The sequence below is a fragment of the Bradyrhizobium sp. 521_C7_N1_3 genome, from assembly GCF_052075975.1.
Classification (GTDB): Bacteria; Pseudomonadota; Alphaproteobacteria; order Rhizobiales; family Xanthobacteraceae; genus Bradyrhizobium; species Bradyrhizobium japonicum.
Genome location: NZ_CP197232.1, coordinates 575,479 through 602,119 on the forward strand (window position 1 = coordinate 575,479; position 26,641 = coordinate 602,119).

The 26,641-nt window shown below is 64.3% G+C and carries 21 protein-coding genes and 1 tRNA gene; 10 read left to right on the forward strand and 12 right to left on the reverse strand.

What is annotated here, in order from left to right; genetic code table 11:
- Positions 1-1,347 (forward strand): homogentisate 1,2-dioxygenase, encoded by a 1,347-nt coding sequence (gene hmgA / locus AB7008_RS02660; protein WP_304492402.1) that lies wholly within the window; start codon positions 1-3, stop codon positions 1,345-1,347.
- A gap of 209 nt (positions 1,348-1,556) precedes the next feature.
- Positions 1,557-2,828 carry a fumarylacetoacetase gene (fahA, locus tag AB7008_RS02665; RefSeq protein WP_441258388.1) on the forward strand — a complete coding sequence of 424 codons (1,272 nt, stop codon included), beginning with the start codon at positions 1,557-1,559 and terminating at the stop codon, positions 2,826-2,828.
- Positions 2,829-2,922: 94 nt separating this feature from the next.
- On the opposite strand, the gene AB7008_RS02670 is transcribed toward fahA, so the two are convergent.
- Positions 2,923-3,234, reverse strand: a complete 312-nt coding sequence (locus tag AB7008_RS02670) for a DUF1272 domain-containing protein (protein WP_304492404.1) — start codon at positions 3,232-3,234, stop codon at positions 2,923-2,925.
- A gap of 73 nt (positions 3,235-3,307) precedes the next feature.
- Complete coding sequence (locus AB7008_RS02675) at positions 3,308-3,787, reverse strand: Lrp/AsnC family transcriptional regulator (RefSeq protein WP_304492405.1); 480 nt, start codon at positions 3,785-3,787, stop codon at positions 3,308-3,310.
- 119 nt (positions 3,788-3,906) lie between these two features.
- Between AB7008_RS02675 and hppD the strand changes: the two genes are divergently transcribed.
- Positions 3,907-5,025, forward strand: a complete 1,119-nt coding sequence (gene hppD / locus AB7008_RS02680; RefSeq protein WP_304492406.1) for a 4-hydroxyphenylpyruvate dioxygenase — start codon at positions 3,907-3,909, stop codon at positions 5,023-5,025.
- Positions 5,026-5,252: 227 nt separating this feature from the next.
- Here the strand turns inward: hppD and AB7008_RS02685 are convergent, their stop codons facing one another.
- The 4 genes from AB7008_RS02685 to AB7008_RS02700 all read right to left on the reverse strand — a co-directional run bounded on the left by AB7008_RS02685 (position 5,253) and on the right by AB7008_RS02700 (position 10,323).
- Positions 5,253-6,365, reverse strand: coding sequence for a CaiB/BaiF CoA transferase family protein (locus tag AB7008_RS02685; RefSeq protein ID WP_304492407.1), 1,113 nt, complete (start codon positions 6,363-6,365; stop codon positions 5,253-5,255).
- 231 nt (positions 6,366-6,596) lie between these two features.
- Positions 6,597-7,397 (reverse strand): FAD binding domain-containing protein, encoded by an 801-nt coding sequence (locus AB7008_RS02690; protein ID WP_248881084.1) that lies wholly within the window; start codon positions 7,395-7,397, stop codon positions 6,597-6,599.
- Between the two features lie 13 nt (positions 7,398-7,410).
- Complete coding sequence (locus AB7008_RS02695) at positions 7,411-9,753, reverse strand: xanthine dehydrogenase family protein molybdopterin-binding subunit (RefSeq protein WP_248881085.1); 2,343 nt, start codon at positions 9,751-9,753, stop codon at positions 7,411-7,413.
- Between the two features lie 84 nt (positions 9,754-9,837).
- Positions 9,838-10,323, reverse strand: a complete 486-nt coding sequence (locus AB7008_RS02700) for a (2Fe-2S)-binding protein (protein WP_014490495.1) — start codon at positions 10,321-10,323, stop codon at positions 9,838-9,840.
- A gap of 341 nt (positions 10,324-10,664) precedes the next feature.
- On the opposite strand from AB7008_RS02700, the gene AB7008_RS02705 reads away from it, so the two are divergent.
- Entirely contained in the window at positions 10,665-12,704 is a 2,040-nt protein-coding gene (locus AB7008_RS02705) for a methyl-accepting chemotaxis protein (protein ID WP_304492408.1), read from the forward strand.
- A 333-nt stretch (positions 12,705-13,037) separates the two neighbouring features.
- Positions 13,038-15,071 carry a methyl-accepting chemotaxis protein gene (locus AB7008_RS02710; RefSeq protein WP_441258389.1) on the forward strand — a complete coding sequence of 678 codons (2,034 nt, stop codon included), beginning with the start codon at positions 13,038-13,040 and terminating at the stop codon, positions 15,069-15,071.
- Positions 15,072-15,074: 3 nt separating this feature from the next.
- On the opposite strand, the gene AB7008_RS02715 is transcribed toward AB7008_RS02710, so the two are convergent.
- Positions 15,075-15,458 (reverse strand): DUF3175 domain-containing protein, encoded by a 384-nt coding sequence (locus tag AB7008_RS02715; protein WP_441258390.1) that lies wholly within the window; start codon positions 15,456-15,458, stop codon positions 15,075-15,077.
- Between the two features lie 182 nt (positions 15,459-15,640).
- Between AB7008_RS02715 and AB7008_RS02720 the strand changes: the two genes are divergently transcribed.
- The 3 genes from AB7008_RS02720 to AB7008_RS02730 all read left to right on the forward strand — a co-directional run bounded on the left by AB7008_RS02720 (position 15,641) and on the right by AB7008_RS02730 (position 19,654).
- A complete protein-coding gene (locus AB7008_RS02720) occupies positions 15,641-17,128 on the forward strand; it encodes an MFS transporter (protein WP_264622135.1) in 1,488 nt (495 codons plus the stop codon).
- Positions 17,129-17,131: 3 nt separating this feature from the next.
- Positions 17,132-17,953, forward strand: a complete 822-nt coding sequence (gene otsB / locus AB7008_RS02725; protein WP_028159621.1) for a trehalose-phosphatase — start codon at positions 17,132-17,134, stop codon at positions 17,951-17,953.
- A gap of 237 nt (positions 17,954-18,190) precedes the next feature.
- The gene (locus AB7008_RS02730) at positions 18,191-19,654 is read left to right on the forward strand and encodes a trehalose-6-phosphate synthase (RefSeq protein WP_441258391.1); all 1,464 of its coding nucleotides are present in this window, start codon (positions 18,191-18,193) and stop codon (positions 19,652-19,654) included.
- 37 nt (positions 19,655-19,691) lie between these two features.
- Here AB7008_RS02730 and AB7008_RS02735 read toward each other — a convergent pair whose 3' ends face one another.
- Positions 19,692-20,033, reverse strand: coding sequence for a hypothetical protein (locus AB7008_RS02735; RefSeq protein ID WP_028159619.1), 342 nt, complete (start codon positions 20,031-20,033; stop codon positions 19,692-19,694).
- Positions 20,034-20,229: 196 nt separating this feature from the next.
- On the opposite strand from AB7008_RS02735, the gene AB7008_RS02740 reads away from it, so the two are divergent.
- Together AB7008_RS02740 and AB7008_RS02745 are read left to right on the forward strand one after the other, a co-directional pair.
- Positions 20,230-20,319, forward strand: a tRNA-Ser gene (locus tag AB7008_RS02740).
- Positions 20,320-20,406: 87 nt separating this feature from the next.
- Positions 20,407-21,996, forward strand: a complete 1,590-nt coding sequence (locus AB7008_RS02745) for a DUF6538 domain-containing protein (RefSeq protein ID WP_131233101.1) — start codon at positions 20,407-20,409, stop codon at positions 21,994-21,996.
- Positions 21,997-22,129: 133 nt separating this feature from the next.
- Here the strand turns inward: AB7008_RS02745 and AB7008_RS02750 are convergent, their stop codons facing one another.
- The 4 genes from AB7008_RS02750 to AB7008_RS02765 all read right to left on the reverse strand — a co-directional run bounded on the left by AB7008_RS02750 (position 22,130) and on the right by AB7008_RS02765 (position 26,170).
- A complete protein-coding gene (locus AB7008_RS02750) occupies positions 22,130-23,122 on the reverse strand; it encodes a hypothetical protein (protein WP_441258392.1) in 993 nt (330 codons plus the stop codon).
- Positions 23,122-24,345, reverse strand: a complete 1,224-nt coding sequence (locus tag AB7008_RS02755; protein ID WP_028141990.1) for a DUF3775 domain-containing protein — start codon at positions 24,343-24,345, stop codon at positions 23,122-23,124. The genes AB7008_RS02750 and AB7008_RS02755 overlap by 1 nt, the downstream gene beginning before the upstream one ends.
- Before the next feature lie 209 nt (positions 24,346-24,554).
- Positions 24,555-25,541 carry an agmatine deiminase family protein gene (locus tag AB7008_RS02760; RefSeq protein ID WP_131233100.1) on the reverse strand — a complete coding sequence of 329 codons (987 nt, stop codon included), beginning with the start codon at positions 25,539-25,541 and terminating at the stop codon, positions 24,555-24,557.
- Entirely contained in the window at positions 25,541-26,170 is a 630-nt protein-coding gene (locus AB7008_RS02765; protein WP_049801912.1) for a DNA-3-methyladenine glycosylase, read from the reverse strand. The genes AB7008_RS02760 and AB7008_RS02765 overlap by 1 nt, the downstream gene beginning before the upstream one ends.
- Between the last annotated feature and the right edge of the window lie 471 nt (positions 26,171-26,641).

Below are 26,641 nucleotides of genomic sequence, written 5' to 3' on the forward strand. Positions count from 1 at the left end.
ATGAACGTCAACACCTCGCCTGATCAGATCATCCGCAGCTCGGCGCAGGTCACGCCGGGCTACATGTCCGGCTTCGGCAACAGCTTCGAGACCGAGGCGCTGCCGGGCGCGCTGCCGATCGGACGCAACTCGCCGCAGCGCTGCGCCTACGGCCTCTATGCCGAGCAGCTCTCCGGCTCACCTTTCACCGCGCCGCGCGGCACCAATGAGCGCTCCTGGCTCTATCGCATCCGCCCGTCGGTGAAGCATTCCGGCCGCTTCGAGAAGGCCGATGCCGGCCTGTGGCGCTCGGCGCCCTGCCATGAATACGATCTGCCGATCGCGCAGCTGCGCTGGGACCCGGCGCCGATCCCGAAGGAGGACATGACCTTCCTTCAGGGCGTGCAGACCATGACGACCGCCGGTGACGTCAACACGCAGGCCGGCATGGCCGCGCATGTCTACCTCATCACCAAATCGATGGTGGACCAGCACTTCTACAATGCCGACGGCGAGCTGATGTTCGTGCTGCAGCAGGGCAATCTGCGCGTCGTCACCGAGTTCGGCCGTATCGACGCCGAGCCCGGCGAGATCGTGGTGATCCCGCGCGGCGTCAAATTCCGCGTCGAGATTCCGAGCGGTCCTGCGCGCGGTTATCTCTGCGAAAATTACGGCGGCGCCTTCACGCTGCCGGAGCGCGGGCCGATCGGCGCCAATTGCCTCGCCAACGCGCGCGACTTCCTCACGCCGGTCGCGCATTACGAGGACAAGGACACGCCGACCGAACTCTATGTGAAATGGGGCGGATCGCTGTTCAAGACCACGTTGCCGCATTCGCCGATCGACGTCGTGGCCTGGCACGGTAATTACGCGCCCTACAAATACGATCTGCGCACCTTCTCCCCGGTCGGCGCGATCGGCTTCGATCATCCCGATCCCTCGATCTTCACGGTGCTGACCTCGCCGTCGGAGACCGCGGGCACCGCGAACATCGACTTCGTGATCTTCCCCGAGCGCTGGATGGTGGCCGACAACACCTTCCGCCCGCCCTGGTATCACATGAACATCATGAGCGAGTTCATGGGCCTGATCTACGGCGTCTATGATGCCAAGCCGCAGGGGTTTGTCCCGGGCGGTATCAGCCTGCACAATTGCATGCTGCCGCACGGCCCGGATCGCGATGCCTTCGAGCATGCGAGCAACGGTGAATTGAAGCCGGTGAAGCTGACCGGCACCATGGCCTTCATGTTCGAGACCCGCTACCCGCAGCGCGTGACGGCGCATGCCGCGAAGTCGTCGACGCTGCAGGACAATTACGCGGATTGCTGGACGGGCCTGGAGAAGCGGTTCGATCCGAACAGGCGGTAGTCTTGCTTACCCTCCCCTGGAGGGGGAGGGTCGCCACGCATGCAGCGAAGCGGAATGCGTAGCGGGTGGGGTGGCGGTCTCTCCGCAAGGAGCACTGCCCGTGTTGAGAGATCACCCCACCCCGTCTCATATTTCGCTGCGCTCAATATGAGCCGACCCTCCCCCTCCAGGGGAGGGTGACACCATCACCGCTGCGCCACGGGAAACCAATGCCCCACCCCAACGACCCCAGCCTCCGATCCTTCATCGAGGTCGATCCCGCCTCCGACTTTCCGATCCAGAACCTGCCCTATGGCGTGTTCTCGACCGCGGCGAATCCGACGCCACGCGTCGGTGTCGCGATCGGCAACTACGTGTTCGATCTCTGGGCGCTCGAGCAGGATTGCCGGCTCGATGTCGGTCCGCTCGGCGTGTTCTCCGGTCCCTCGCTCAATCCGTTCATGGCGCTCGGACCAAAAGTCTGGACGAAGACTCGGGCGCGGATCAGCGAGCTGCTGCGCCACGATCATCCGGAGCTGCGCGACAACGAGGAGTTGCGCAAGCAGGTGCTGGTGCCGATGCGCGATGCAAGACTGCATCTACCTTTCGCGGTCTCCGGCTACACCGACTTCTATTCGTCGAAGGAGCACGCCACCAATGTCGGCGTGATGTTCCGCGGCAAGGACAACGCGCTGCAGCCGAACTGGCTGCATATGCCGATCGCCTATAATGGCCGTGCCTCGACCGTCGTGGTCTCCGGCACAAAAGTGAAGCGGCCGCGCGGGCAGTTGAAGCCGCCGAATGTCGAGGTACCCAGCTTCGGGCCGTGCAAGCGGCTCGATTTCGAGCTGGAGATGGGCGTCGTGGTCGGCCAGCCCTCAGCCATGGGCGGCATGCTTGGGGAGCAACAGGCCGAGGAGATGATCTTCGGCTTCGTGCTGCTCAACGACTGGAGCGCGCGCGACATCCAGCAATGGGAATATGTGCCGCTCGGCCCATTCCTGGCAAAAGCGTTCGCGACTTCGATCAGCCCGTGGGTGGTGACGCGCGAGGCACTGGAGCCGTTCCGGCTGAAGGGGCCGGAGCAAGAGCCGGTACCGCTGGATTATCTCAAGCAGGCGAAGCCGCAGAATTATGATCTCGAGCTCGACGTGTCCCTGCGCGCGGCCGGCGCCAATGCGCCCGCCGGCATCAGCCGCACCAATTTCAAATACATGTACTGGTCCTCGGTGCAGCAGCTGATGCACCACGCCTCCAGCGGCTGTGCGATGAATGTCGGCGATCTCCTCGGCAGCGGCACGATCTCCGGCCCGGAGAAGAACCAGCGCGGCAGCCTGCTGGAGATCAGCTGGAACGGCACCGAGCCGGTCGAATTGCCCGGCGGCGCCAAGCGCTCGTTCCTGGAAGACGGCGACAGCCTCGTGATGCGCGGCTGGTGCCAGGGTAACGGCTATCGCGTCGGGTTCGGCGAGGTCGAGGGGACGATTTTGGCGGCGGAGTAGGGTCACTGTCATTCCGGGGCGCGCGTAGCGCGAACCCGGAATCTCGAGGTTCGGGTTCGATGCTGCGCATCGCCCCGGAACGACGGCCTCGAAATTACCGCCGCTCCGGCGGCACGCCGCGCACCCGCGCGCAATGCGCCGCGACATCTTCCACGCTGTACTTCAAATGCACCCGCTTGTCCGATGGCACGTGCTTGGCGACACACACGCCCGGCCGCCATTCCTGCGTCGGCCTGATCGGGCGCGGCGCAAAACCGCCGCCGCAATTCGGACAGACGTTGGAGAGTTTCGTCTCCACGCAATCCGCACAGAACGTGCATTCATAGGAGCAGATCCGCGCGTCCGTCGCATCGGGCGGCAGGTCGCGGTCGCAATATTCGCAGTTCGGTCGAAGCTGGAGGGCCATGGCTGAATCTCCGCAGATTGGCTTGATCATCGCAGACGGCGCGTGAGGCGCGAATGGCGTAGTTCCCTCGATTTCAGCCAGCCTTCAAGTCCGTGAGCGGCAGCCGCGAGCTCTCCTTGAGCCTGTCGAGCACGATCGAGGAACGCACATGCGCCACGCTCTGGTGCGGCATCAGCACGTCGTTGACGAGGTTGGAGAGACCCTTGAGATCGCGGAGAACCGCCTTCAGCACGTAATCGGCGTCGCCCGTCAGCGAATAGGCTTCCTGGATCTCGTCGATGCGGTTGACCAAGGTGCGGAAGCGTTTCGAATTGTCCGGCGAGTGGGTCGCGAGCCCCACCTGGATAAAGGCGATCACACCGAAGCCCAGCGCCTCGCTGGAGAGATCGGCGTGATAGCCCGAGATCACCTTCTCCTCCTCCAGCCGCATCCGCCGCCGCGAGCATTGCGAGGCCGAGAGTCCCGCCAGGTCGGCGAGTTCCTGGTTGGTGAGGCGGCCGTCATCCTGGAGCGCGCCCAGGATCTTGAGGTCGAAGGTGTCTACCGAGGTCATGCGCAATTTATCCATTTCATGCACGGATCGTGCATATGATAGCCAAAATACATCCTGTTTGCACGCTCATTGCACGACCGGTGAAGGATAGTTCATGGCAGCAGCAATTGGAGAGCACCATGGGTCCGTTTCCGCACGATGCACCGCCGGCCACCATCACCGCCGACAATCCGATGGGCACCGACGGGTTCGAGTTCGTCGAATATGCGCATCCCAATCCGGAAGAACTGCACGCGCTGTTCAAGCTGATGGGTTATGCGCCCGTCGCGCGTCACAGGACCAAGAAGATCACGGTCTATCGCCAGGGCGACATCAACTATCTCGTCAACGAGGAGCCCGGCACCCACGGCTTCGACTTCGTCGCCGTACATGGCCCCTGCGCGCCGTCGATGGCGTTTCGCGTGGTCGACGCGAAAGCTGCCTATGACCGTGCGATCGCGCTCGGCGCCGAACCTGCCGATGTGTCGTCGGCGCGGAAGACGCTCGATGTGCCCGCGATCAGGGGCATCGGCGGCAGCCTGCTCTATTTCGTCGATCGCTACGGCGCCAAGGGCTCGGCCTATGATACCGAGTTCGAGTGGCTGGGCGCACGTGATCCGCGGCCGGTCGGCGCCGGCCTGTTCTATCTCGATCACCTCACCCACAACGTCCATCGCGGCCGCATGGATGTGTGGACGGGCTTCTACCAAAAGCTGTTCAACTTCCGCCAGATCCGCTTCTTCGACATCGAGGGCCGCGCCTCCGGCCTGTTCTCGCGCGCGCTGACCAGCCCCGACGGCAAGATCCGGATTCCGATCAACGAGGACGCCGGCGATTCCGGCCAGATCGAGGAATATCTGAATATCTATCGCGGCGAGGGCATCCAGCACATCGCCTGCGGCTGCCGCGATATCCACGCCACCATCGAAGGCCTGCGCGAAGCCGGCCTGCCGTTCATGCCGTCGCCGCCGGAGACCTATTTCGAGCGGATCGACGCGCGCCTGCCCAAGCACGGCGAGGACGTCGCGCGGCTCCAGACCAACGGCATCCTGATCGACGGCGAGGGCGTGGTCGATGGCGGCCAGACCAAGGTGCTGCTGCAGATCTTCTCCGCCAACGCGATCGGTCCGATCTTCTTCGAGTTCATCCAGCGCAAGGGCGACGATGGTTTTGGCGAGGGCAATTTCAAGGCCCTGTTCGAGTCGATCGAGGAGGACCAGATCCGCCGCGGCGTGTTGAAGGTGGATAACGCGGCGTAGGTCGCTGCGTTAGACGCGAACTGCATCCGCATTATCGGTGTCGTCCCCGCCTAGTGCGCAATTGCGCACGAGGGCGGGGACCCATAACCACAGGGAGCAGTTGCGGCGCGACCTGATAACTCCGAGTCTTCGCCAAACTACTCCCTGTGGTTATGGGTCCCGGATCTGCGCTCCGCTTCGCTGCGCTTGTCCGGGACGACGGCGCAGTACGTGGTGCGGGCGTACTGTTAGCGGCCTGCTTTCCACGCAGCCATCACCGCACCAATCTCCGCGCCCTCCGGCTCCCGCACCGCAGACGGCGTGCGCGAGAACCTTGGTGCCGGCGCCGGCTGCTTCACGCCGTGGCGTTCGAGGAAGACGTTGCGGGCGACCATGTGCGGATGCTCGGTCGCTTCCGACATGGTCAGCACCGGCGCGAAGCAGATGTCGGTGCCTTCCATGATCCTGCACCAGTCCTCGCGGGTCTTGCTCTTGAACACGGCCTGCAATTTCTGCTTCAGCGCGGGCCAGGCCTTGCGGTCCATCTGCGCATCGAAATCGGCATCGGTCAGGCCCGCGTGCTCGCGGAGCAGCGCGTAGAACTGCGGCTCGATCGAGCCGATCGAGACGAAATGGCCACAGGCGCATTCGTAGACGCCGTAGAAATGCGCGCCGCCGTCGAGGAAGTTCTGGTTGCGGCCTTCGGTCCAGCGGCCGATCGTGGTCATGTCGAAGAAGAACGACATCAGCGATGCCGCACCGTCGCACATCGCGGCGTCCACGACCTGGCCCTTGCCGGACCTTTGCGCTTCGAGGAGGGCGGCGAGCACGCCGACGACGAGATAGAGCGCGCCGCCGCCGAAATCGCCGACCAGATTGAGCGGCGGCACCGGGGCTTCCTTGGTGCCGATCGCGGCGAGCGCACCGGTGATCGAGATGTAATTGATGTCGTGGCCGGCGGCGTTGGCGAGCGGGCCTTCCTGGCCCCAGCCTGTCATGCGGCCGTAGACGAGCTTCGGATTGCGCGCGAGCACCACGTCCGGGCCGAGCCCAAGCCGTTCCATCACGCCGGGACGAAAGCCCTCGACCAGCGCATCGGCGCTAGCAAGCAGGTCGAGCACCTCTGCGATCGCCGCCTTGTCCTTGAGGTCGAGCTCGATCACCTTGCGGCCGCGGCCCGCGACCGACTTCATACTCTTCTTGGCACCGACGCGATCGAGCGTGACGACATCGGCGCCCATGTCGGCCAGCATCATGCAGGCGAACGGGCCGGGTCCGATGCCGGCGAATTCGACGACGCGGAAGCCCGAGAGCGGGCCGGAGGTGCGGACGGAGGAGGTGGGCGCTGGTTTATCGAGCACGTTGTTGTTTCCTCGGGTCGCCGGCGAATGCCGGTGGTCCGGCGATCGCCTTTGACGTTCCTCTTTCGGGGCGAGTTAATTGGCTGATTAACTTTTCTCGCCTTCATGTCCGCGAGGCAAGCGGTTTTCATGCATGGGCGCATAATAAAAGCGGCGCGCATTGCTGCGCGCCGCGGAAGATTTGTGTTGAGGCGCTAAGGCGCGACGCGCTGTCGCGCTTTATCGACCCGATCAGCCCGCGGCGGCCACCGCGCGCTGCGCCATCACCTTGACGAGGTTGGCGCGGTATTCCGCCGAGCCGTGGATATCGGCCAGCAATCCACTCGCCGGAATGCTGACATTGTCGAGCGCCGACGGCGACCAGTTCGCCTTCAACGCGGCCTCGATCGCGGGCACCCGCATCACGCCGCTCTGCGAGGCGCCGGTGGCGGCAACACGGATCTCGCCCGACTTCGTCTGCGCGACGAACACGGCGGTCAGCGCGAAGCGTGAGGCCGGGTGCCGCATCTTTTCGTAGCCCGCCTTCGCCGGCACCGGGAACGACACCGCGGTGATGATCTCGCCGTCTTCCAGCGCCGTCGTGAACAGGCCCTGGAAGAAGTCCTCGGCCGAAATCGACCGCTTGTTGGTCTTGACGGTGGCACCGAGCGCGAGCAGCGCGGCCGGATAATCCGCGGCGGGATCGTTGTTGGCGATCGAGCCGCCGATCGTGCCGCGATAACGCACGGCGGGATCGCCGAGCACCGAGGTGAGATAGGCGATCGCGGGGATCGCCTTCTTCACATCGGCATTCTGCATGATGTCGAAATAGGTCGTGCCGGCCTTGATGGTCAGCACGTCGCCCGAGAGCTCGACGCCCTGCAGCTCCTTGATCTTGCCGAGGTCGATCACGTCTGACGGTGCGGCGAGCCGCTGCTTCATGACCGGCAGCAACGTCTGGCCGCCGGCGAGGAATTTCGCCTCACTGCTCTTGCCGAACAGGGCGACGGCCTCGTCGACCGAGGAGGGGCGATGATAAGTGGTCTGGTACATCTTGTTGCTCCTCTCAGGCCGCGTGGATCGTGCGCCACACCCGGTCCGGGGTTGCGGGCATTTCCAGGTTGTTCTTGCCGATCGCATCCGTGATCGCGTTGATCACGGCCGCAGAGGCGCCGATCGCGCCGGCCTCACCGCAGCCCTTGATGCCCAGGGGATTGCCCGGGCACAGCGTCGTGGTGTGGGAGAGGTTGAACGAGGGCAGGTCGTCGGCGCGCGGCATGGAGTAGTCCATGAACGAGGCCGTGACGGGCTGGCCGTTGGCATCGTAGATGGCGTGCTCGAGCAGCGCCTGCCCGATGCCCTGGGCAAGGCCGCCATGGACCTGTCCCTCGACGATCATCGGGTTGATCAACCGGCCGAAATCGTCGGCCGCGACGAAGTTGACGAAGGAGGTCTTGCCGGTGCCGGGATCGACCTCGAGCTCGCAGATGTAGGCGCCGGCCGGGAAGGTGAAGTTGGAGGGGTCGTAGAAGGCGCTTTCCTTCAGGCCCGGCTCCATCCCGTCAGGCAGATTGTGCGCGGTGTAGGCCGCGAGCGCGACCATCGGGAAGGCGATCGCCTTGTCGGTACCGGCCACCTTGAACTCGCCGTTCTCGATGACGATGTCGCCCTCGGACGCTTCAAGCGCATGCGCGGCGATCTTCTTGGCCTTGGATTCCATCTTCTCCATGGCCTTCAGGATCGCGGTCAGACCGACGGCCGCGGAGCGCGAGCCGTAGGTGCCCATGCCGAACTGCACCTTGTCGGTGTCGCCATGAACGATCGAGACCTGGCTGATGGGAACGCCCAGGCGATCCGCCACAAGCTGGCAGAACGTGGTCTCGTGACCCTGGCCGTGGCTGTGCGACCCCGTCAGGATCTCGATGGTGCCGACCGGGTTGACCCGCACTTCGGCGGATTCCCACAGACCAACGCCGGCGCCGAGGCTGCCGACCGCCTTCGAGGGCGCGATGCCGCAGGCCTCGATGTAGCAGGACACGCCGATGCCGCGCAGCTTGCCGTCCGCCTTCGCCTTGGCCTTGCGGGCTGCGAAGCCGGCATAGTCGATCGCCTTCATCGCGGCATCGAGCGAAGCGTTAAAATCACCGGTGTCATAGGCCATGATCACGGGCGTCTGGTGCGGGAACTGGGTGATGAAGTTGGTCCGGCGCAGCTGAGCCGGATCGACTTTGAGCTGCCGCGCGGCCGTCTCCATGAGACGTTCGATCAGGTAGCTCGCCTCGGGACGGCCTGCGCCGCGATAGGCGTCGACCGGCGTGGTGTTGGTGTAGACCCCGACCACCTCGGCATGGATCGCCGGGATGTTGTACTGGCCCGACAGCAGCGTCGCGTAGAGATAGGTCGGGACCGACGAGGAAAACAGCGACATGTAGGCGCCGAAATTGGCGTAGGTCTTCACCTTCAAGCCGGTGATCTTGTTGTTGGCGTCGAACGCCATCTCGGCATGGGTCACATGGTCACGGCCATGCGCATCGGTGAGGAAGGCCTCGGTGCGGTCGCCGGTCCATTTTACCGGGCGGCCGACCTTCTTCGAGGCCCACAACGCCACCATCTCCTCAGGATAGATGAAGATTTTTGAGCCGAAGCCGCCGCCGACATCGGGGGCGATCACGCGCAGCTTGTGCTCGGGGGCGATGTTGTAGAACGCCGACAGCACCAGGCGGGCGACGTGCGGGTTCTGCGACGTCGTATAGAGAGTGAAGTGCTCTTCCGCCGCGTCGTAGTCCGCGATCGCCGCGCGCGGCTCCATCGCGTTCGGGGCGAGGCGGTTGTTGGTGACGTCGAGCTTCACCACATTGGCGGCCTTGGCGAAGGCGGCATCCGTCGCGCCCTCGTCGCCGATCACCCAGTCATAGACCTGGTTGCCGGGGGCTTCAGGGTGAAGCTGAGGTGCGCCGGACTTGATCGCGGCGTGGATATCGGCGACCGCGGGAAGTTCCTCGTAGTCGACGACGACAGCTTCGGCCGCGTCGCGCGCGAGGTTCTTGCTGTCGGCGATCACGACGGCGACGGCCTGGCCGACGAAGCGCACGGTTTCCGGCGCCATCGCGGGCCATGCGCCCATCTTCATCGGGCTGCCGTCCTTGGAGGTGATGGCCCAGCCGCAGATGAGATTGCCGACCTTGTCGTCGACGACCTGTTGTCCGGTGAGCACTGCAACCACGCCCGGCATCTTCAGCGCGGCGGAAGAATCGATCTTCTTCACCTTGGCGTGCGCATGCGGGCTTCTGATGAAATGGGCATGGGTCATGCCCTGCAATTTGATGTCGTCGACGTAACGGCCCTTGCCGGTAATGAAACGCTTGTCTTCCTTGCGCACGACGCGCGCGCCGATGCCTTCAACACCCATGTCTGGTCCTCCCGACCGGAATTGTCTTGACTGCGCTTTCCCTCGAAAGCAGCAGCGGTGGTTCTTTATTCGAGGCGCGCCGATTTACTCGGCCGCCTGCGAGACCTTCATGCGTCCGGCTGCGTCCAGCACGGCCTTGACGATGTTGTGGTAGCCGGTGCAGCGGCAGATGTTGCCTTCGAGCTCCTGGCGGACCGTGGGCTCGTCGAGCTCACCACCATGGCGGTGCACGATGTCGATCGCCGACATGATCATGCCCGGCGTGCAATAGCCGCATTGCAGGCCGTGATTGTCGCGGAAGGCGGCCTGCATCGGGTGCAACTCGTCGCCCTTGGCGATGCCTTCGATGGTGGTGACGCTGGCGCCGTCGGCCTGGCCCGCCAGCATGGTGCAGGATTTCACCGCCCGGCCGTCCACGTGTACGACGCAAGCGCCGCACTGGCTGGTGTCGCAGCCGACATGGGTCCCGGTGAGGTTGAGGTGATCGCGCAGGAGCTGGACCAGCAGCGTGCGGTCCTCGACGTCGACGGCAACGGCCTTGCCGTTCACCGTCAGTTTGACTGTAGACACGGAACATACCTCCCCGGATTGATTTTGATTGTTTCTAATTAGAGACCGCCGCCCCCGGACTTTGCAACTAGGATTTTGGTCACGCCGGTCATGGAAAAGTCATCGATCCTGACGAGCGGGCAATGACTTGGGCGGGCGGAGCGGGTCGACAGCCGCAAAATGGTCGGCCCATGTGGGATGCCAGCCGTCATCCCATCCGGTCGGCCTTTGGCCGATAAAGCCCCGGATTGCACGAGCCTGCCGAATTTACCGCCCTTTATCCATTGTGCCCTAGTTTTGCGCATCCGGGTCCGGGGGCGGGGCGCCTCCGGATCACGGCTGAATAGAAAATGGGGGTTGGAATGTCCGGGCGTATCGCGTCGCCGTCGAAGCGTACAATATTTCCGACCCTCAGGTTCCGCGCCAAGATCATCCTCGGCTTCGCCGCGGTGCTGGTGATCTCCGCCGGCAGCATGGCTTTCTCCTATTTCGGCTTCGAGCGGGTCTCGTCCGGGGTCGGATCCTACCGCAGTAGCGTCACCGAGGCCGATCTCGCCCGCAACATCGACCGCGAGCTGCTCGCCTACCGTTCGGCCGTCAAATATTTCGTCGTCACCGGCAAGGAGGACGATGCCAAGGCGGCGCTGGAAGCCGAGACCGGCCTGAAGAGCGCCATCGATCAGGCCGTCAAGAGTGCCCAGAAGCCGGCACGGCAGGAGGGCCTCAACAAGCTCGCCAAGGAATTCTCCAACTTCTCCGCAACCTTCGCCAAGGTCCTCCAGGCCAAGCGCGACAGCGCGCTGCTGGTGCAGAACCAGCTCACGCGCCAAGCCAATCTCCTGAAATACAAGCTTGACGATATCGGCAACAACGCCTCCGATTCGGAGGCGCAGTCGATCGAGTTCGGCACCAAGCAGGTCAACGCCCAGTTCCAGACCGCGAGCGCCGCAGCCACCAATTTCGTGCTGACCTCCGATCAGGCGATCGCGACCAGCGCGCTGGCACGGCTGAAATTCGTCGAGAATTCGCTCGGCGCGGTCTATTCCATGGACGACAAGATCGTCGCCGGCCTGAAGGATGCCAAGACGATCCTCGTGGCCTATCGCGAAGCGCTGGAGAAGCTGATCGCCAACGCCAAGATGGTGGATGAGCTTGTCACCGAGATGAGCGGTTCGGCCGGTGCGATCCTGCAAGGCGCCACCGCCATGAAGGCAGACCTCGTCGCCGAACAGCAGCGGCTGGATTCGGAGTCGGAAGCGACCATCGGACGGACCGAGCAACTGGTGCTGATGCTGGCCGTCGGCGGCACGCTGCTCGGCGCGATCCTCGCCTTCCTGCTCGGCACCGGCATCTCGCGTCCGATGATCGCGATGTGCAAGGCGATGCGCGAGCTTGCGTCGGGCAATTTCGACGTCGTGCTGCCGGGCCTCGGTCGCAAGGACGAGATCGGGGAGATGGCCGGCGCGGTCGAGGAATTCAAGGTTCAGGCCGTGGCCAAGGCCGAGCGCGACGCCGCCGCCAGCGAAGCCCAGAACAAGGAACTGGCCACCGCACGCCGTTCCGAGCTGATTCGCTTTGCCGATGACTTTGAAAGCGCGGTCGGTGCCATCGTGTCGAACGTGTCGGCTTCCGCCGTGCAGCTCGAATCGGCGGCCTCCACGCTGACCCGAACCGCCGAAACCACGCAGACCCTGTCGAGCCAGGTTGCCGGTGTCTCCGAGCAGGCTTCGAGCAACATGCAGTCGGTCGCAACCGCGACCGAAGAGCTTTCGGCCTCCGTCGAGGAGATCGGTCGCCAGGTCCGCGATTCCAGCCGCATCGCCGAAGCTGCGGTAGTCCAGGCCAAGGAGACCGACGGCCGGATCGGCAAGCTCTCGCACGCCGCCCAGCAGATCGGCGAGGTGGTCAAACTGATCACCGCGATCGCCGAGCAGACCAATCTTCTCGCGCTCAACGCCACCATCGAGGCGGCGCGCGCAGGCGAGGCCGGCCGCGGCTTTGCCGTGGTCGCCAGCGAAGTGAAGTCGCTGGCGAGCCAGACCGCGAAGGCCACCGACGAGATTTCCTCGCACATCGCGGGCATGCAGGGCGCGACGGCCGAGTCGGTCGCCGCGATCAAGGAAATCGGCGCCACCATCGGCAAGATTTCGTCGATCTCGACCTCGATCGCGAGCGCCGTCGAGGAGCAGGGCGCCGCGACGCAGGAGATTGCCCGCAGCGTCCAGACGGTGGCGCAGGGCACCCAGACCGCCGCCACCGACATCGGCCAGGTCAACCGCGGCGCCGCCGAAACCGGTTCGGCCTCGGAAGAGGTGCTGAACTCGGCCAAGACGCTGTCATCCGAAAGCACGCGCCTGCGCGCCGAGCTCGATCGCTTCATGGGGAATATCCGGGCGGCTTAAGGGGGCGCTGTAGCGCCACCCTCCACTGTCGTCCCCGCCTAGTGCGCAATTGCGCACGGGGGGCGGGGACCCATAACCCCAAGAAGAAATCGCGGTGTGAGCTGGTAACTCCGAGTCCTCGCCAAACCACTCCCTGTGGTTATGAGTCCCGGATCTGCGCTTCGCTTGTCCGGGACGACAGCGGAGTACGCTTCTCCCCGCGTCACCTAACCGCAAGTTGCGACGCCATAAATTTACCGCGGCTTATCCTTTGCACTCTACCGTGCGCACGAGTCAGGAAGCGGGCTGCTTCCGGGCTGCGCCTGGTTTTCCGCGAATGGAATGGGGTGGGGAATGCCCGTCAAGTCGACGCCGAACACATCGAAGCTCTTCACCCTGCGTTTTCGTGCAAAAATCATCCTCGGCTTCGTGGCGGTGCTGGCAATCCTCGCGGTCAGCATGGCTTTCGCCTATTTCGGCTTCGAGCGGATCCAGGCCGCCGTAACCTCCTACCGGGCCAGCGTGTCGGAAGCGGACCTCGCGCGGACCGTGGACCGCGAGCTGATCGCCTATCAGGGACTGGCGCGGGCCTATACGCTGACGGGCGCGACCGATGACGAGACCGCGGCCAAGGCCGCCGAAGAGAATCTGAAGAGCGCGATCGCCAAGTCGGTGGCGGCCACGACCGGCGCGGCGCGCCGCGAGCAGGTGGGCAAGCTCGAGGCCGAATTCCAGCGCTTCACCAAGGTGTTCGGTGAGATCATCACGCTGACGCGCGAGAACAACAAGATCGCCGCCGACGAGCTCAACAGCGTCGGCAACAAGATCCGCTTCAAGTTCGACGATCTCGCCGATACGGCCGCGCTGGCGGGCCTGAACTCGGTTCAGACCACCGCCAAGGACGTCACCTCGCAATATCTCGCGGTCTCGACCTCGGTCAGCGCCTTCGTCGCCAAGCCGGAGCCGAAGACCGCCGACGGCGTGATCGCCCGCATCAAATTCCTGGAGACGCTGCTGGTCTCGATCTATGCCAACGACCAGAAGATCACCGACCGCGTCACCGAGATCGGCAATCTGCTGAAGCAGTACCGCACCTCGTTTGCGAAGCTGACCGAGAACGTGAAGGTCATCGTCAAGTTGAACGGCGAGATGACCAAGACGGCGACGGGGATCCTGAAACTCTCCGCCGAGTTGCGGTCCGATCTGACCTCGGATCAGCAGCGCATCGAAGCGAGCGCCAACTCCACCATCACCGAGACCGAACGGCTGATGCTGATGATGGCGCTCGGCGGCCTCGCCATTGGTGCCGTGCTGGCCCTGATGCTCGGCAACGGCATCTCGCGTCCGATGATCGCGATGTGCAAGGCGATGCGCGAGCTTGCGTCGGGCAATTTCGACGTCGTGTTGCCGGGCCTGGGCCGCAAGGACGAGATCGGCGAGATGGCCGGTGCAGTCGAGGAATTCAAGGTTCAGGCGGTCGCGAAAGCCGAGCGCGACGCCGCAGCCAGCGAAGTCCAGAACCGCGAGCAGGCCGCAAGCCGACGCTCCGAGCTGATTCGCTTTGCCGATGATTTCGAGAGCGCCGTCGGCGCCATCGTCTCCAACGTCTCCGCCTCCGCCGTGCAACTGGAATCGGCGGCCTCCACGCTGACCCGCACCGCCGAGACCACGCAGAGCCTGTCGAGCCAGGTCGCCGGTGTCTCCGAGCAGGCCTCCAGCAACATGCAGTCGGTCGCAACCGCGACCGAAGAGCTCTCGGCCTCCGTCGAGGAGATTGGCCGCCAGGTGCGTGACTCCAGCCGCATCGCGGAAGCTGCCGTGGTGCAGGCTAAGGAAACCGACGGCCGCATCGGCAAGCTCTCGCACGCCGCCCAGCAGATCGGCGAAGTGGTCAAGCTGATCACCGCGATCGCCGAGCAGACCAACCTTCTGGCGCTCAACGCTACCATCGAGGCGGCGCGCGCGGGCGAGGCCGGCCGCGGCTTTGCCGTGGTCGCCAGCGAAGTGAAGTCGCTGGCGAGCCAGACCGCGAAGGCGACCGACGAAATCTCCTCCCACATTACCGGAATGCAGGGCGCGACGGCCGAATCGGTCGCAGCGATCAAGGAGATCGGCGCCACCATCGGCCAGATCTCGTCGATCTCGACGTCGATTGCGAGCGCCGTCGAGCAGCAGGGCGCCGCGACGCAGGAAATCGCGCGCAGCGTCCAGACCGTTGCGCAGGGCACCCAGACCGCCGCCACCGACATCGGCCAGGTCAACCGCGGCGCCGCCGAAACCGGTTCGGCCTCGGAGGAGGTGCTGAACTCGGCCAAGACGCTGTCATCCGAAAGCACGCGCCTGCGCGCCGAGCTCGATCGCTTCATGGGGAATATCCGGGCGGCTTAAGACTCAGACCGAGTCTTTCTCCCACCCGAACGCCCGCCTCAACTCGACCTTCGCGCGTTCCAGCCGTGCGCGTTGTGTCTTGGGCAGGGTCTTGCCGGCGGGGTTGATGTAGAAGGTCAGCATCGAGCGCGCCGAGCGGTAGGCGCCGGTCTTGCGGCGCGAGCTGTGTTCGGCCGAGCGCTTCAGCGAGGTCGCGATGTTCTTCGCGCTGGTCAGCCTGAACACGCTCTGTTTGAGGTCGAGTGCATCGCTCTCCTTCGTCACGCGCTGCGACCAGCGCTTTGGCGAGGCGCGCGTCGTGCCCTTGCGCGTGGTCGTGCGGCGCCTCGCACTGGTTTTCCGCGCTCCTGCCTTTCGAGAATGTGTCGTCTTTCTGACGTGAGCCATGCGTCAACACCCTGCGGCTCCATCGCAAACGGACGACCCCAGGGCTGTTCCTGCGGGAACCTGCCCTTGCCGCAGACGTTGTCGCAGGTGGCAGGCGGAATGCCGCACCCCCGATGATCGGATCGCCCCCGTCCACACCATGTGAACCGGGGCCGCTTCCATTGGTTAGACCCAGCAACGCGATGGAATTGCAGCAAAGCCCAGCGCTGAATTATGGACCTGCAGTCTCTGCGGCGGCCGCGGCCGACCGCATCGTCGAGACCAGCATCCCCGCGCGGCTCGATGCGCTGCCGTGGAGCGGCTTTCATACCCGCGTCGTGCTGGCGCTCGGGATCACCTGGATCCTCGACGGGCTCGAGGTGACGCTCGCCGGCGCGCTCTCCGGCGCGCTGAAGCAGAGTCCGTCGCTGCAATTCTCCAATCTCGATCTCGGTATCGCCAATTCCGCGTATCTTGCCGGTGCGGTGCTCGGCGCGCTCGGCTTCGGCTGGCTCACCGACCGCATCGGCCGCAAGAAACTGTTCTTCATCACGCTGGCGCTTTATCTCTCCGCGACCGCAGCGACCGCCTTGTCGTGGAATGTCGCGAGCTACGCGCTGTTTCGCTTTCTCACCGGCGCCGGCATCGGCGGCGAATACACTGCGATCAACTCGACGATTCAGGAACTGGTGCCGGCGCGCTATCGCGGCTGGACCGATCTCGTCATCAACGGCAGTTTCTGGATCGGCGCGGCGATGGGCGCGGTGGCGGCCATCGTGCTGCTCGATCCCGCATTGATCGGTCCCGATCTCGGCTGGCGCCTCGCCTATCTCATCGGCGCAGCCCTCGGTCTTGTCGTGCTGCTGATGCGGATGTGGATTCCGGAGAGCCCGCGCTGGCTGATGATCCACGGCCGGCCCGACCAGGCCCACGCCATCGTGGACGAGATCGAGCGCTCGGTGATCGGGCACGACCAGCACGCGAGCGACGGCCGCTTCGCGAAAATCCGGCTGAAGATGCGCGACCACACGCCGATCAGGGAGGTCGTGCACACGTTGTTCTTCGTCTATCGCCAGCGCGCGCTGGTCGGCCTCGTGCTGATGGTCGCACAGGCGTTCTTCTACAACGCGATCTTCTTCACCTTCGCGCTGGTGCTGACCGACTTCTACGGCATCAGCGCCGATCATGTCGGCTGGTATCTCCTGCCGTTCGCTGCCGGCAACTTCCTCGGGCCGTTGCTGCTCGGCCGCCTGTTCGACACGCTCGGCCGCCGCGTCATGATCGTGTTCACCTACGGCGTATCGGGCGTGCTGCTGGCGCTCTCGGGCTATCTGTTCTCGATCGGCGCGCTGAGCGCGCAGGGGCAGACCATAGCCTGGATGGTGATCTTCTTCTTCGCCTCGCCCGCCGCGAGCGCGGCTTACCTGACCGTCAGCGAGACGTTCCCTCTGGAAGTGCGCGCGCTGGCGATTGCGGTGTTCTACGCGGTCGGCACCGGCATCGGCGGCGTGATCGGGCCCGCGCTGTTCGGCGCGCTGATCGACACGGGATCACGCACCAGCGTGTTCGCGGGCTATTTGCTGGGGGCCTTCCTGATGATCGCGGCTGCGATCGTGGCGTGGCGCTACGCCGTCGCCGCGGAACGAAAATCGCTCGAACAAATCGCGCGGCCGCTTGCCTTTATGGAGTAGACTATGAAATCGGAACTGGCTGAACTGGATCAGAAGCGCCCCATGGTTGACGAAGAAGCGCCCGACGCGGTGCCGGTGCCGCACGCGCTCGTGCCGCATCTGGGGGAGACCGCGATTCTGCTCGACATCGACGGCACGCTGCTCGACCTGATGCCGACGCCGCGCGAGGTGTGGGTGCCGCCGGGCCTGTCGGAAACGCTGAACCGCCTGACCGAGCGCACCTCCGGCGCGCTGGCGATGGTCAGCGGCCGCTCGCTCAACGACATCGATCTGATCTTCGCACCCGACGTGTTTCGCGCGGTCGCCGGACACGGCGCGGAGATGCGCCTGTCGGTCGGCAATGAAGCCGACGACGTGCATGCGCCGCCGATGGACAAGGAGCTGAAGCGCCGCCTTGCCGCGATCGCAAAGCTCAGCCCCGGCATTCTGCTCGAGGACAAGGGCTATTCGCTGGCACTGCATTATCGTCTCGCGCCACATGCGGAGAAGGCGATCTACGAATCCGTCTCGCTGATCCGCGCCGATCTACCCAATGCGCCGATCGAGGTGCTGCCCGGCAAGTTCGTTTGCGAGATCAAGCATGCCGGCTTCACCAAGGCGACCGGCGTGCGCGAATTGATGAAGCACGAGCCTTTCAAAGGGCGCCGTCCGATCTTCATCGGCGACGACGTTACCGATGAGACCGTGTTCGCGATCATGCCCGACATGAACGGGCTCGCCTTCTCGGTCGGCCGCCGCGCCATCGGCGTCAACGGCCATTTCGACGAGCCGAAGGATGTCCGCGCGTTCCTCGCGCATCTGCTCGACGATACAAGGTTGGAATAAGGCACCGACACTTCGGGGCCACATTGTCGCTCGCGTAGTTCCCTCGCGCGCGCAATTCATGGTGGGCAACACAGCCGCGAAAATTGACTTTGTTGAGTGAAACCGCCGGGTTCCCTGCAGGAAAACTGGTTCCAACGCACGCGCCTGATTTTGGTTTCAATTCGTACAAATGATGATCAGGAACCATATTGATGAACGGCAGTTAAACGGGGTGGAATGAACAGGAGGGGACGACCTGTGAACTTAGTCGTCGTTTCGAATCGAGTTGCGCGCGGAAAACCCAACGAGCCCATGACGGGTGGCTTGGCTGCCGCATTGCTTCCCGTGGTGGAACATTCGGGTGCTATTTGGGTGGGTTCATCGGGCCGCGTGCGTGACGGTCATCAGAAGGAGCCGTTCGCCGAGATCGAAGCGCTGGGCTCGGGCGCGATTGCGACGCTGGACTTGCCGGCGGCGCATTACGGCGGCTACTACGAAGGCTTTGCCAATTCGGCGCTGTGGCCGGCCCTGCATTCGCGTAGCGATCTGATCCGCGTCTCGCGAGACGACTATGTCAGCTATCGCGAGGTCAACGCCTTCATGGCGCGCGCCTTGATGCGCTTCCGGAAAGCGAAAACGGCTTTCTGGGTGCAGGACTATCATTTCCTCGCGCTCGGCGCGGAGCTGCGCGATCTCGGCGTCGATGATCCGATCGGCTTCTTCCTTCACACGCCGTGGCCGGTCGCCGCGGTGATGCAGGGCGTTCCCAATCATCGCGAGCTGATCACGGCGATGCTGGCCTACGATCTGCTCGGCTTCCAGACCAATGAGGACTGCCAGAATTTCCTCGGCTATGTCGCGGGTGAGCTCGGCCTCGCCGTCGAGGACGGCGTTGCGATCTCGCAGCATGGCCGTACGCGTTGCGAGGTTTTTCCGATCGGCATCGATGCAGAGAAGTTCGCAGCTTACGCCGCGAAGTCGGCCTCGCATCCCGACGTGTCGCGGCTGCGCCGCAGTCTCAATGGCGAGCGGCTCGCGATCGGCGTCGACCGGCTCGACTATTCAAAGGGACTCGTCAACCGCATCAGCGCGTTCGACCGGCTCTGGACCGAGCATCCGCAGTTCGCGCGCAGCATCTCGCTGCTCCAGATCGCCAACCCCTCGCGCGGTGCGATCGAGGCTTATGGCAATCTCCAGAACGAGGTCGCGCGTCTCGTCACCGACGTCAACGGCCGCCACGGCGAGGTCGACTGGACGCCGATCCGTTACCTCAACAAGGGCTTCAGCCAGGCTGTGCTCGCGGGTCTCTATCGCACCGCGCAGATCGGCGTGGTGACGCCGCTGCATGACGGCATGAACCTCGTCGCCAAGGAATATGTCGCCGCGCAGAACCCGGCCGATCCCGGTGTGCTGGTGCTGTCGAAGTTCGCCGGCGCCGCCAACGAGCTCGAAACGGCGCTGCTGGTCAACCCGCACGACATCGATGGCATGGCGCGCGCGATCGCGGTTGCGGCCGCGATGCCGCTCGCCGAGCGCAAGATGCGCTGGGATGCGATGATGAAGAAGCTGCGCGGCCATACCATCCAGCAATGGTCCGCCGACTTCGTCGCCGAGCTGGAGAAGTGCCGGACCGAGAAGGCCGTCGTCGCGCCGCTGGAGACCCAGCCACCGCAGGCGCTGCGCTGGCTGAAGTCGGCGATATCAGGTGTGCGGCTGATTTGAGCTCTCTTGCTCTCCCCTTGCTTGCGGGGAGAGGCGCCTAATAACAATACGACACCCCGTCCAAAATCGCGCATTGCCGCTTGTTCGGCGCGTTGGGATCGTCCAGCGGCACCATGCCTTTGCCCTGGCCGACGAACACGCCGGGTCCGACATGCACCGAGCTCTTGTTGCCGATGATCACGCTCGGATGCGGCGAGGCGCTCGAGCGCGTCCCGTCCGGCCAGAGGATGGCATCGCCCGAAAGCACCCCGCGCCGCCCGTCGTCGCAGCTCACGTCGACGCCCTGACGGGTGCAGACCTGCGCGGCGGCCGGCACGGCAAACGCGGAGCCAAGGGCCGAAATCAGGCTAAGGGCGGCGATGGTCTTTTGGATGGTCATGGCGTCCCCGGTCGTGTTTGGCGGTCTTGAGTGAATCGTCGCGCCAAACCCGCTTCCGGTTCAGCCATCGGGCGGTTCCGAAGCGCCAGCGGGCGCCAGATATTATCTTTTAATTACAACATCTTATGGAAAAATCACCCGATTTCCCCGCGATCCCTTGCAAAATCACCGGCGCCCCTTCAAGAGAGGGCGCTCCGGAGAGATGGCCGAGTGGCTTAAGGCGCACGCTTGGAAAGCGTGTGTGCGGGAAACCGTACCGTGGGTTCGAATCCCACTCTCTCCGCCATCGGCCCCGCTAAGCGCCTGAAACTCCGCATTTACCTATAAAATAAGGCTTTCCGAAAAGTCCCGGTGGTACACAGGAGTGGTCACCGTGAGACTTGTCGTGATTGGTCCTTGGAAGAATCCGCGTTCGAAGGTCTATTGGTTCAGGCGTCGCGTGCCGGCGAAATATCGCAGGTTCGGGATGCCCGCGGAGATCAAGTTCAGTCTCGGCACCACCGACCTGGAAGAGGCCAAGATCCTTTGCCAGGAGGAGAACCTGAAGCTGGAGCGGGAGTGGCGCGCGATGGCGGGCCAGCAGCCGACGCAGCTCACGCACCTCCAGATCACCGCGCTCGCCGGCGAATTCTACAAGGAAACGGTGGCGGCCCGCCGCGACGAGCCCGGTCCTCCGGCCGAGATCGAACGGTCGTTGAGGGAGCACGCGAAGCGCAAACGGCCGCCGATCGGCCCGCTCGATCCGCACCTGTACGTGACGTTCGGACTCGAAGCGCGGGCTTTTCTGCAGCGGAAGGGAATCCATCTCGTCGGCGACAGGCTCCATTCCTTCATCCGCTCCTACGTCGAGGCCAAAGAGCTCGCCGAGCGGGAGCTCCTGCAGAACGCGAAGAAGGACTACACGCCCAACAAGGCGGTGGCCGAACGCTTCCCGGAGTTCAAGCCGCCGAATCCCGAGAAGAAGTTCGACGTGCTGTGGGCCGAGTTCGCTGAGGCGAAGGAACTGGCGGCGTCGACTCGCAAGAAGTGGGAGCCGTATTTCCGCCAATTGATCAAACGCATCGGCACGGACGACATGAGCAGCGTGACCGAACAGCATCTGCTCGATTGGCGCGACGCGCTGCTGGCATCGAAGGCGTCGCGGCGTAACGTAAAGTTCGGCTACATCGCCGCTGCCCGCGCGTTCTTCGGGTGGGCCAAGAACGAGAAGAAACTGGCGACCAATCCGGCCGCCGAAGTCGTCGTCACCATTTCCGAAAAGAAGAAAAGGCAAACGAAGAAGGTCGGTTTCGACGATCTGGAGGCCCGTACCATCCTTGCGGCCGCGCTCGGGCCGCAGAACGAGCGGATGACCGAGGAGAATGCCGCCGCCCGCAGGTGGGTGCCGTGGCTCTGCGCCTACACCGGCGCGCGCGTGAACGAAATCACCCAATTGCGCGCATGCGACGTGATCGAGAAGGATGGGATCCCGTGCATCCACATCAGGCCCGAAGCGGGAACGGTGAAGACGGCAGAGCGCACCGTTCCACTCCATCCGCACCTGCTGCAGATGCAGTTCGTGGATTGGGCGCACCGAAAGAAGGGAGATACTCCGCTGTTCTACGCGATCGAACGGCAGCGAAAGAAGGACCGGAAGAATCCGACCTACACAAGCGTCGGCAACAAGCTCGCCGACTGGGTCCGCAAGGGCCTTCAGATCACCAACCCGAAAGTCGCCCCCAACCATGGGTGGAGGCATCGTTTCAAGACTGAGGGACGGCGGGCGAAGATGCTGTGGCAGGTGCTCGACGCGATCCAGGGCCATGCCCCACGGACCGACGGCGAGAACTACGGCGAGATCCCCGTGGACGTGATGCTGCCGGAGATCCAGAAATATCCGTGGTACAAAATCGACGCGCCGGCGAAGCCCGTTGATCGGCGGCGTCGCAGCCAGAGGCGGGCCGACGAGGCCGCTGCGCCATAGGACTAGATCCGGCCCGACCGGTGTCGACCCTAAGATCCGCGCCGGTGTTAACCGCTAAGTTTCCTGCACTACCCAAAATCCAAAGTGATGACGGTGCTGAAAATTCTTGAGACCGATCTCTCGAGCTGCGGCCTCAAACGTTTTTGCGGCGTGGCCGGATTCCGCCTGGGCGTCGATCGATGAGCAACGTTCCGTCCGGTCCGGGCGAAACCTCCTCGGTGTGGCGCTCCCGATAGGTGCCCGCACGATGTTCGAGAATTTCAAAGACCTCGTTCCGCCTCTGTTGGCGCTCGGAAGCCGACGCGGGCTCCTGTCCGGCGGGAGCGCTTAGTACCTTCTTGTCGATCGCGTAGAATACGCCGTTGTCGATCTCACGTCCTACGTACCCTTCGCCCGCCACTTCCGGCAGGTCGACGTTCTCGCCATCGAGAAAGAACGCGTAGGCATTCGTGATCATCTCCCACTCGTCGAATTTGACCTCGACACCGGTGGCTGCTCCTGCGGGATCGACGACCTGCCCTTCGGCGCCCGACGCCTTCAGCATGAAGAACGTCGCGCAGCGGGTTGCGGGTTGAGAGCCGTTGATCGCGCGAAGCGCCGATACCTGTCCGAGAGCCTTTGCTACGGCGCTCTTTGAGGGTCTGCGGATGCGGCCCTTGCTCTCGAACACGTGCCTCTCTGCTTTCTTGACACCGATAAAGTCGGGTCGGCTTTTCGGCGACGGAGTTGACGCACCTGTCTTCGTTGGTACGGCGGCAGACGATGTGCCCCACGTGGTCGTCTTGAGGCCGGCGACGTGGACGAGGAACGGAATATCCATCCGATCCTGAGCGAACCAATGCGTGAAGGCTTGGCCTAGCAGGAAGGATACGCCCACCTTCTCCGTCTGCTCCAGATTGCGGAAGTATTCGGTGGTTCGCAGTGCCCTGTCCAGATAGCCAATGGCTAGGGCGGACAACATCCGAGTCCGCCAAGGCCCGACTTTGCGTATTGCCTTCTTGCGGCTCGGATAACCCACCGTGAGCAGCGAACGAATGATGTCGGCCCGTGTGGCGGTGATGTCCGCCGAGACGTTCAGATGTGCGAAGGCGCCGGTGAATTGCGACGCCACGACCTTGCCTGCCATCATTCCCTCGCTTGTGGATCTTTGGCCTCCTGCGGCGGATGCTGCGCCGGGGGGCTGTTCAGCCGTTCGACGAGAGACAGTCGTCCCGCCCGACGCGCACCTCGCTCTAGACAGACGAGCAGGTTCGTCTTGTCCAACATTCTTCCGGTCTGTGCGCGCAGTTCGGCGTCGTCGCTAAGCGGCTCCAGGTAGGTTGCAGCCCGATCTTCGAACTGTTCCGGCAAGAAATCTCCGCGGCCCAGATAGAACAGTGCTTCGAGGTCCGCGGCTTCATGGCTAGTGATGGTCCCGCTAAGGGCATCGACGCATTCGCGTCTCTTCTTGATGTTCGCGATGAGGCCCGCTGACCTAAACCGGCTACCTTGGCCGACCTCAGGCTTCTTTTCCTCGCGGTCGGGGTGAAGGATGCGCCACTGCTCGACAACTAGCATAACCTCGTCGTCAAGAAGATAAGGAAGGTCGGTCTCGCCGCCGATCATTCCGTAGAATTCACGGTTAGCCTTGATCGCGTCGATGGCCTTGCTGAACTGGGTGTTGCTGAGCGTGAAACGTTCCTTCACTGCGTTCTTCGCCTGGGTGAAGGCTTCGGTGCCCCAGTCGGCGAGCGCCGGCATCATGCCGGCGATCTCGCGGAGGTCGGCGCGCGAGCAGCGGGATGTGTATGTGCCGCTCTTCCGCTCGGCGACGAAGTTGATCGTTCGATGCATCAATCCATCGACCACCGACGACAGTTCCTTGAGGTTGTCGCGGATGACGACGATGTTGGCCAGGGGTTCTCCCTTGAGGCTCGTCTCGCCGTCGCGATTGACGTGGTACCGCAATTCCTGTCCATCGTCGTCTATCCGATCGAGGCTGATGACGAAGCGCTCCAGCGCCTTCAAGTGGTTCCTTATCGCTTCATCGGCGACGTCGGCCGCGACCAAGTGGTCCCAAAGTCCCTTGATGTCGTGATTGGCCGGATGTCGTTGCGCGAGGACGCCGCAATCGAACAGTTGCCCGGCGACGTATTTCAGGACGAGTTCGATGGCATGGCGCGCATTGTAGAGAATTGGAAGGACGAGCGTGTCGCGTTTGTCGAGCATGTTCTTGTCGATCACCGCGTTGGCGAGCTCGCTCGCGGCCTCCAGGTAGCCCTCGACGTAGTGAAGTTCGTCACCCTGTTGCCCGATGCAGGCGTTCCAGGTGCTGTCCTCCGAAAGGCTGAAAAACGGATCTTCGCTCATGTCGCTCGCTCGAGGGTTGTATCGCCGCGACTGGATGTATACGACGAGCCCGGAACGAGGCACCAGAGTCCGCGAGGACTAGCGAGGTCCTGGCCCGACGTGATGCTGCCGGAGATCCAGAAATACCGCTGGTACAAGATCGAGGCGCCAGCGAAGCCCGTGGATCGGCGCCGCCGCGGCCAGAGGCAGGGCGAGCGAACCTTCTCTCCCTAGGCCGGGACCGGCTGGGTCAGGCAGCGGACGCCTCCGCCGCCGCGCAGGATCTTGTTGAGATCGAGCATGCAGATCCGCCGGCCGGGAAAGCAGGCGGCGAGGGTGCGCTCCGCCGCGCCGTCGCCGAACGGATTGCCGAAGCGGGCGGTGATCACCTGGCGGCGCGTGACGAACAGGTTCACGTAGGTCGCGGCGAAGAGGTTGTCGGCGAATTCCCGCCAGCGCTCTCCCGGACGCGCGATGTAGCGCAGTCCGCCGACGATGCCCTCGGCCGAGGCGCGGCGGAGCGCTATGACGTCGCGGCGGCGGCCCCGGTGGCCGGCGCCGTGGTCGATGGTCTCGACCAGAAGACCGCCGTCGGGCAGGAAGGCCAGATGGCCGTCGGGATGTCCGGAGGTGATGGGCTCCTTCCGGTCACCGTCGAGCCAGAGGACCGTGCTGAGGCCGAGCGCCGCCACCGCCGCCGAGAGGTCGGATTCGGTCAGGTGCGGATTGCGCGCGAGCAGGCAACTGCGCGTGGCGATCGCGAGCCCCCTGCCGTCGGAGAGAAGCGCGCCGCCCTCACCGACAAAGGAGGCCGAGACGACCGGCACGCCGAAGTCGAAGATGCGCGCGAGACGGTCGCCCGGACGCGAGGGGCGCCGCCACGAATTGTCCCAGCCGTTGAAGTTGAGATCGATGGCGACGATGCCGTCCGGGCCGTGGGCGAAGACCGGGGCGATGTCGCGCATCCAGATGTCGTCGACCGGTGCCGGCACGATCTCGACCTCCGGCGGCAGGCCGCGCGAGCGCACGGCGCCGAGGAGATCGGGCGGCGTCAGCAGCGTCACCGGTTCGTCTTCGGCGATGGCGCGGATCACCTCTTCGAGCTCGTCCTCGACGCACTCGCGGTCGGACCCCCATTCGCGGTGCACCGCGAACGACATCACGGTGTTTGCGTGAGGTTCGAAATCGGCCGGAATGCGGAGGGTCGTTTCCCTCATCAGGCGGCGGTCTCGGACCGCGCCGGCGCGGGCGGATTGCGCCACTTCCAGCGCCAGGGCAGATGGGCGTCGGTGCCGACGTTGATGCGCGTTCCGACCTCGATGTCGACGATCGGCTCGACCGGCTGGTAGACGCGGAACGGTGTGTCGAACAGCCAGGCTCCGTCGAGCGCGGGCTGGATGTCGAAGGCTTCGCCCACGTTGCAGGGGCCCTTGGCGAGGATCTTCTCGTAGCCCTTGGCGCGGGTGCGGATGCGGCGGTCCGCGGCGGGATCGGTGCTGCGGCGCCTTGCCATCGCCTCCAAACCGAAAACGGGGATGCCCTCGCGGATCAGCAGCGAACTGGCGCGGCCCTTGGGACCGCAGACGATGTCCATGGCCAACATTCCGGAACGATCGTAGGGATGGACGTAGACGTGGCCATGGCCGAGGCGCTGGGTGTCCGCCCCGTGCACGGCGCCCTCGGTCTCGTCGTAGGCCTCGAGCACCGACAGGGCGAGCGCGGCTGAGGCGCCCCGATAATCCATGGCGAGCACCGTTCCGATCATACGGGGCCCCACCAGCCAGGAGGGCTCGGCCAGGAAATCCGGCTCCATCAGGACGTATTCGCGGTCGAAAAAACGGATCATGCTGAAATCTCCTTCCGATCCGGGCCTCCGCGCTCACGCTTGGGCCGACGCGGGAGATCCTAAGCGCGGAATCTGCGTCCAGTCAAATAATCCTTATAAATCAATGTGTTATAATAAATAAAAGCGACGCGTGTCGGCTGCGATTGCAACGGGCGGTGAAGGATCCAACTTTGCCGGCCTGCTCCGCGTGTTCGACCGCATTCGCGCAGGACTACGGAAGTGCCCTGGGATCCACGTCGAACCAAGAGCGGAAAAGCCGGAAGGGCCGCGTCGCTAGGATTCAGAGGCCGCCCGCAGCGGGTCGGCCCGTCGCCACCCGCGGCTCACCGGGCGGCGGGGTCGCCCGACCCTCTGCGGCGGAAAGACGAATCCTTGAATTCGGCAAAGATCTCCCGAAACCCGCCGCCGGGCGCCGGGACGAGAGGGGGCCGCGGCCGCCTGACGGGCGGTGTTCCGGGAGCTGCCGCCGTC

Coding starts and splice junctions, on each gene's coding strand:
- AB7008_RS02750 (WP_441258392.1), bottom strand. CDS start 23,122: ATGGCAGGCAAGGTCGTGGCGTCGCAATTCACCGGCGCCTTCGCACAT.
- AB7008_RS02720 (WP_264622135.1), top strand. CDS start 15,641: ATGGAATTGCAGCAAAGCCCAGCGCTGAATTATGGACCTGCAGTCTCT.
- hppD (WP_304492406.1), top strand. CDS start 3,907: ATGGGTCCGTTTCCGCACGATGCACCGCCGGCCACCATCACCGCCGAC.
- AB7008_RS02675 (WP_304492405.1), bottom strand. CDS start 3,787: ATGACCTCGGTAGACACCTTCGACCTCAAGATCCTGGGCGCGCTCCAG.
- AB7008_RS02695 (WP_248881085.1), bottom strand. CDS start 9,753: ATGGGTGTTGAAGGCATCGGCGCGCGCGTCGTGCGCAAGGAAGACAAG.
- AB7008_RS02690 (WP_248881084.1), bottom strand. CDS start 7,397: ATGTACCAGACCACTTATCATCGCCCCTCCTCGGTCGACGAGGCCGTC.
- AB7008_RS02705 (WP_304492408.1), top strand. CDS start 10,665: ATGTCCGGGCGTATCGCGTCGCCGTCGAAGCGTACAATATTTCCGACC.
- AB7008_RS02735 (WP_028159619.1), bottom strand. CDS start 20,033: ATGACCATCCAAAAGACCATCGCCGCCCTTAGCCTGATTTCGGCCCTT.
- AB7008_RS02670 (WP_304492404.1), bottom strand. CDS start 3,234: ATGGCCCTCCAGCTTCGACCGAACTGCGAATATTGCGACCGCGACCTG.
- fahA (WP_441258388.1), top strand. CDS start 1,557: ATGCCCCACCCCAACGACCCCAGCCTCCGATCCTTCATCGAGGTCGAT.
- AB7008_RS02765 (WP_049801912.1), bottom strand. CDS start 26,170: ATGATCCGTTTTTTCGACCGCGAATACGTCCTGATGGAGCCGGATTTC.
- hmgA (WP_304492402.1), top strand. CDS start 1: ATGAACGTCAACACCTCGCCTGATCAGATCATCCGCAGCTCGGCGCAG.
- AB7008_RS02755 (WP_028141990.1), bottom strand. CDS start 24,345: ATGAGCGAAGATCCGTTTTTCAGCCTTTCGGAGGACAGCACCTGGAAC.
- otsB (WP_028159621.1), top strand. CDS start 17,132: ATGAAATCGGAACTGGCTGAACTGGATCAGAAGCGCCCCATGGTTGAC.
- AB7008_RS02715 (WP_441258390.1), bottom strand. CDS start 15,458: ATGGCTCACGTCAGAAAGACGACACATTCTCGAAAGGCAGGAGCGCGG.
- AB7008_RS02760 (WP_131233100.1), bottom strand. CDS start 25,541: ATGAGGGAAACGACCCTCCGCATTCCGGCCGATTTCGAACCTCACGCA.
- AB7008_RS02710 (WP_441258389.1), top strand. CDS start 13,038: ATGCCCGTCAAGTCGACGCCGAACACATCGAAGCTCTTCACCCTGCGT.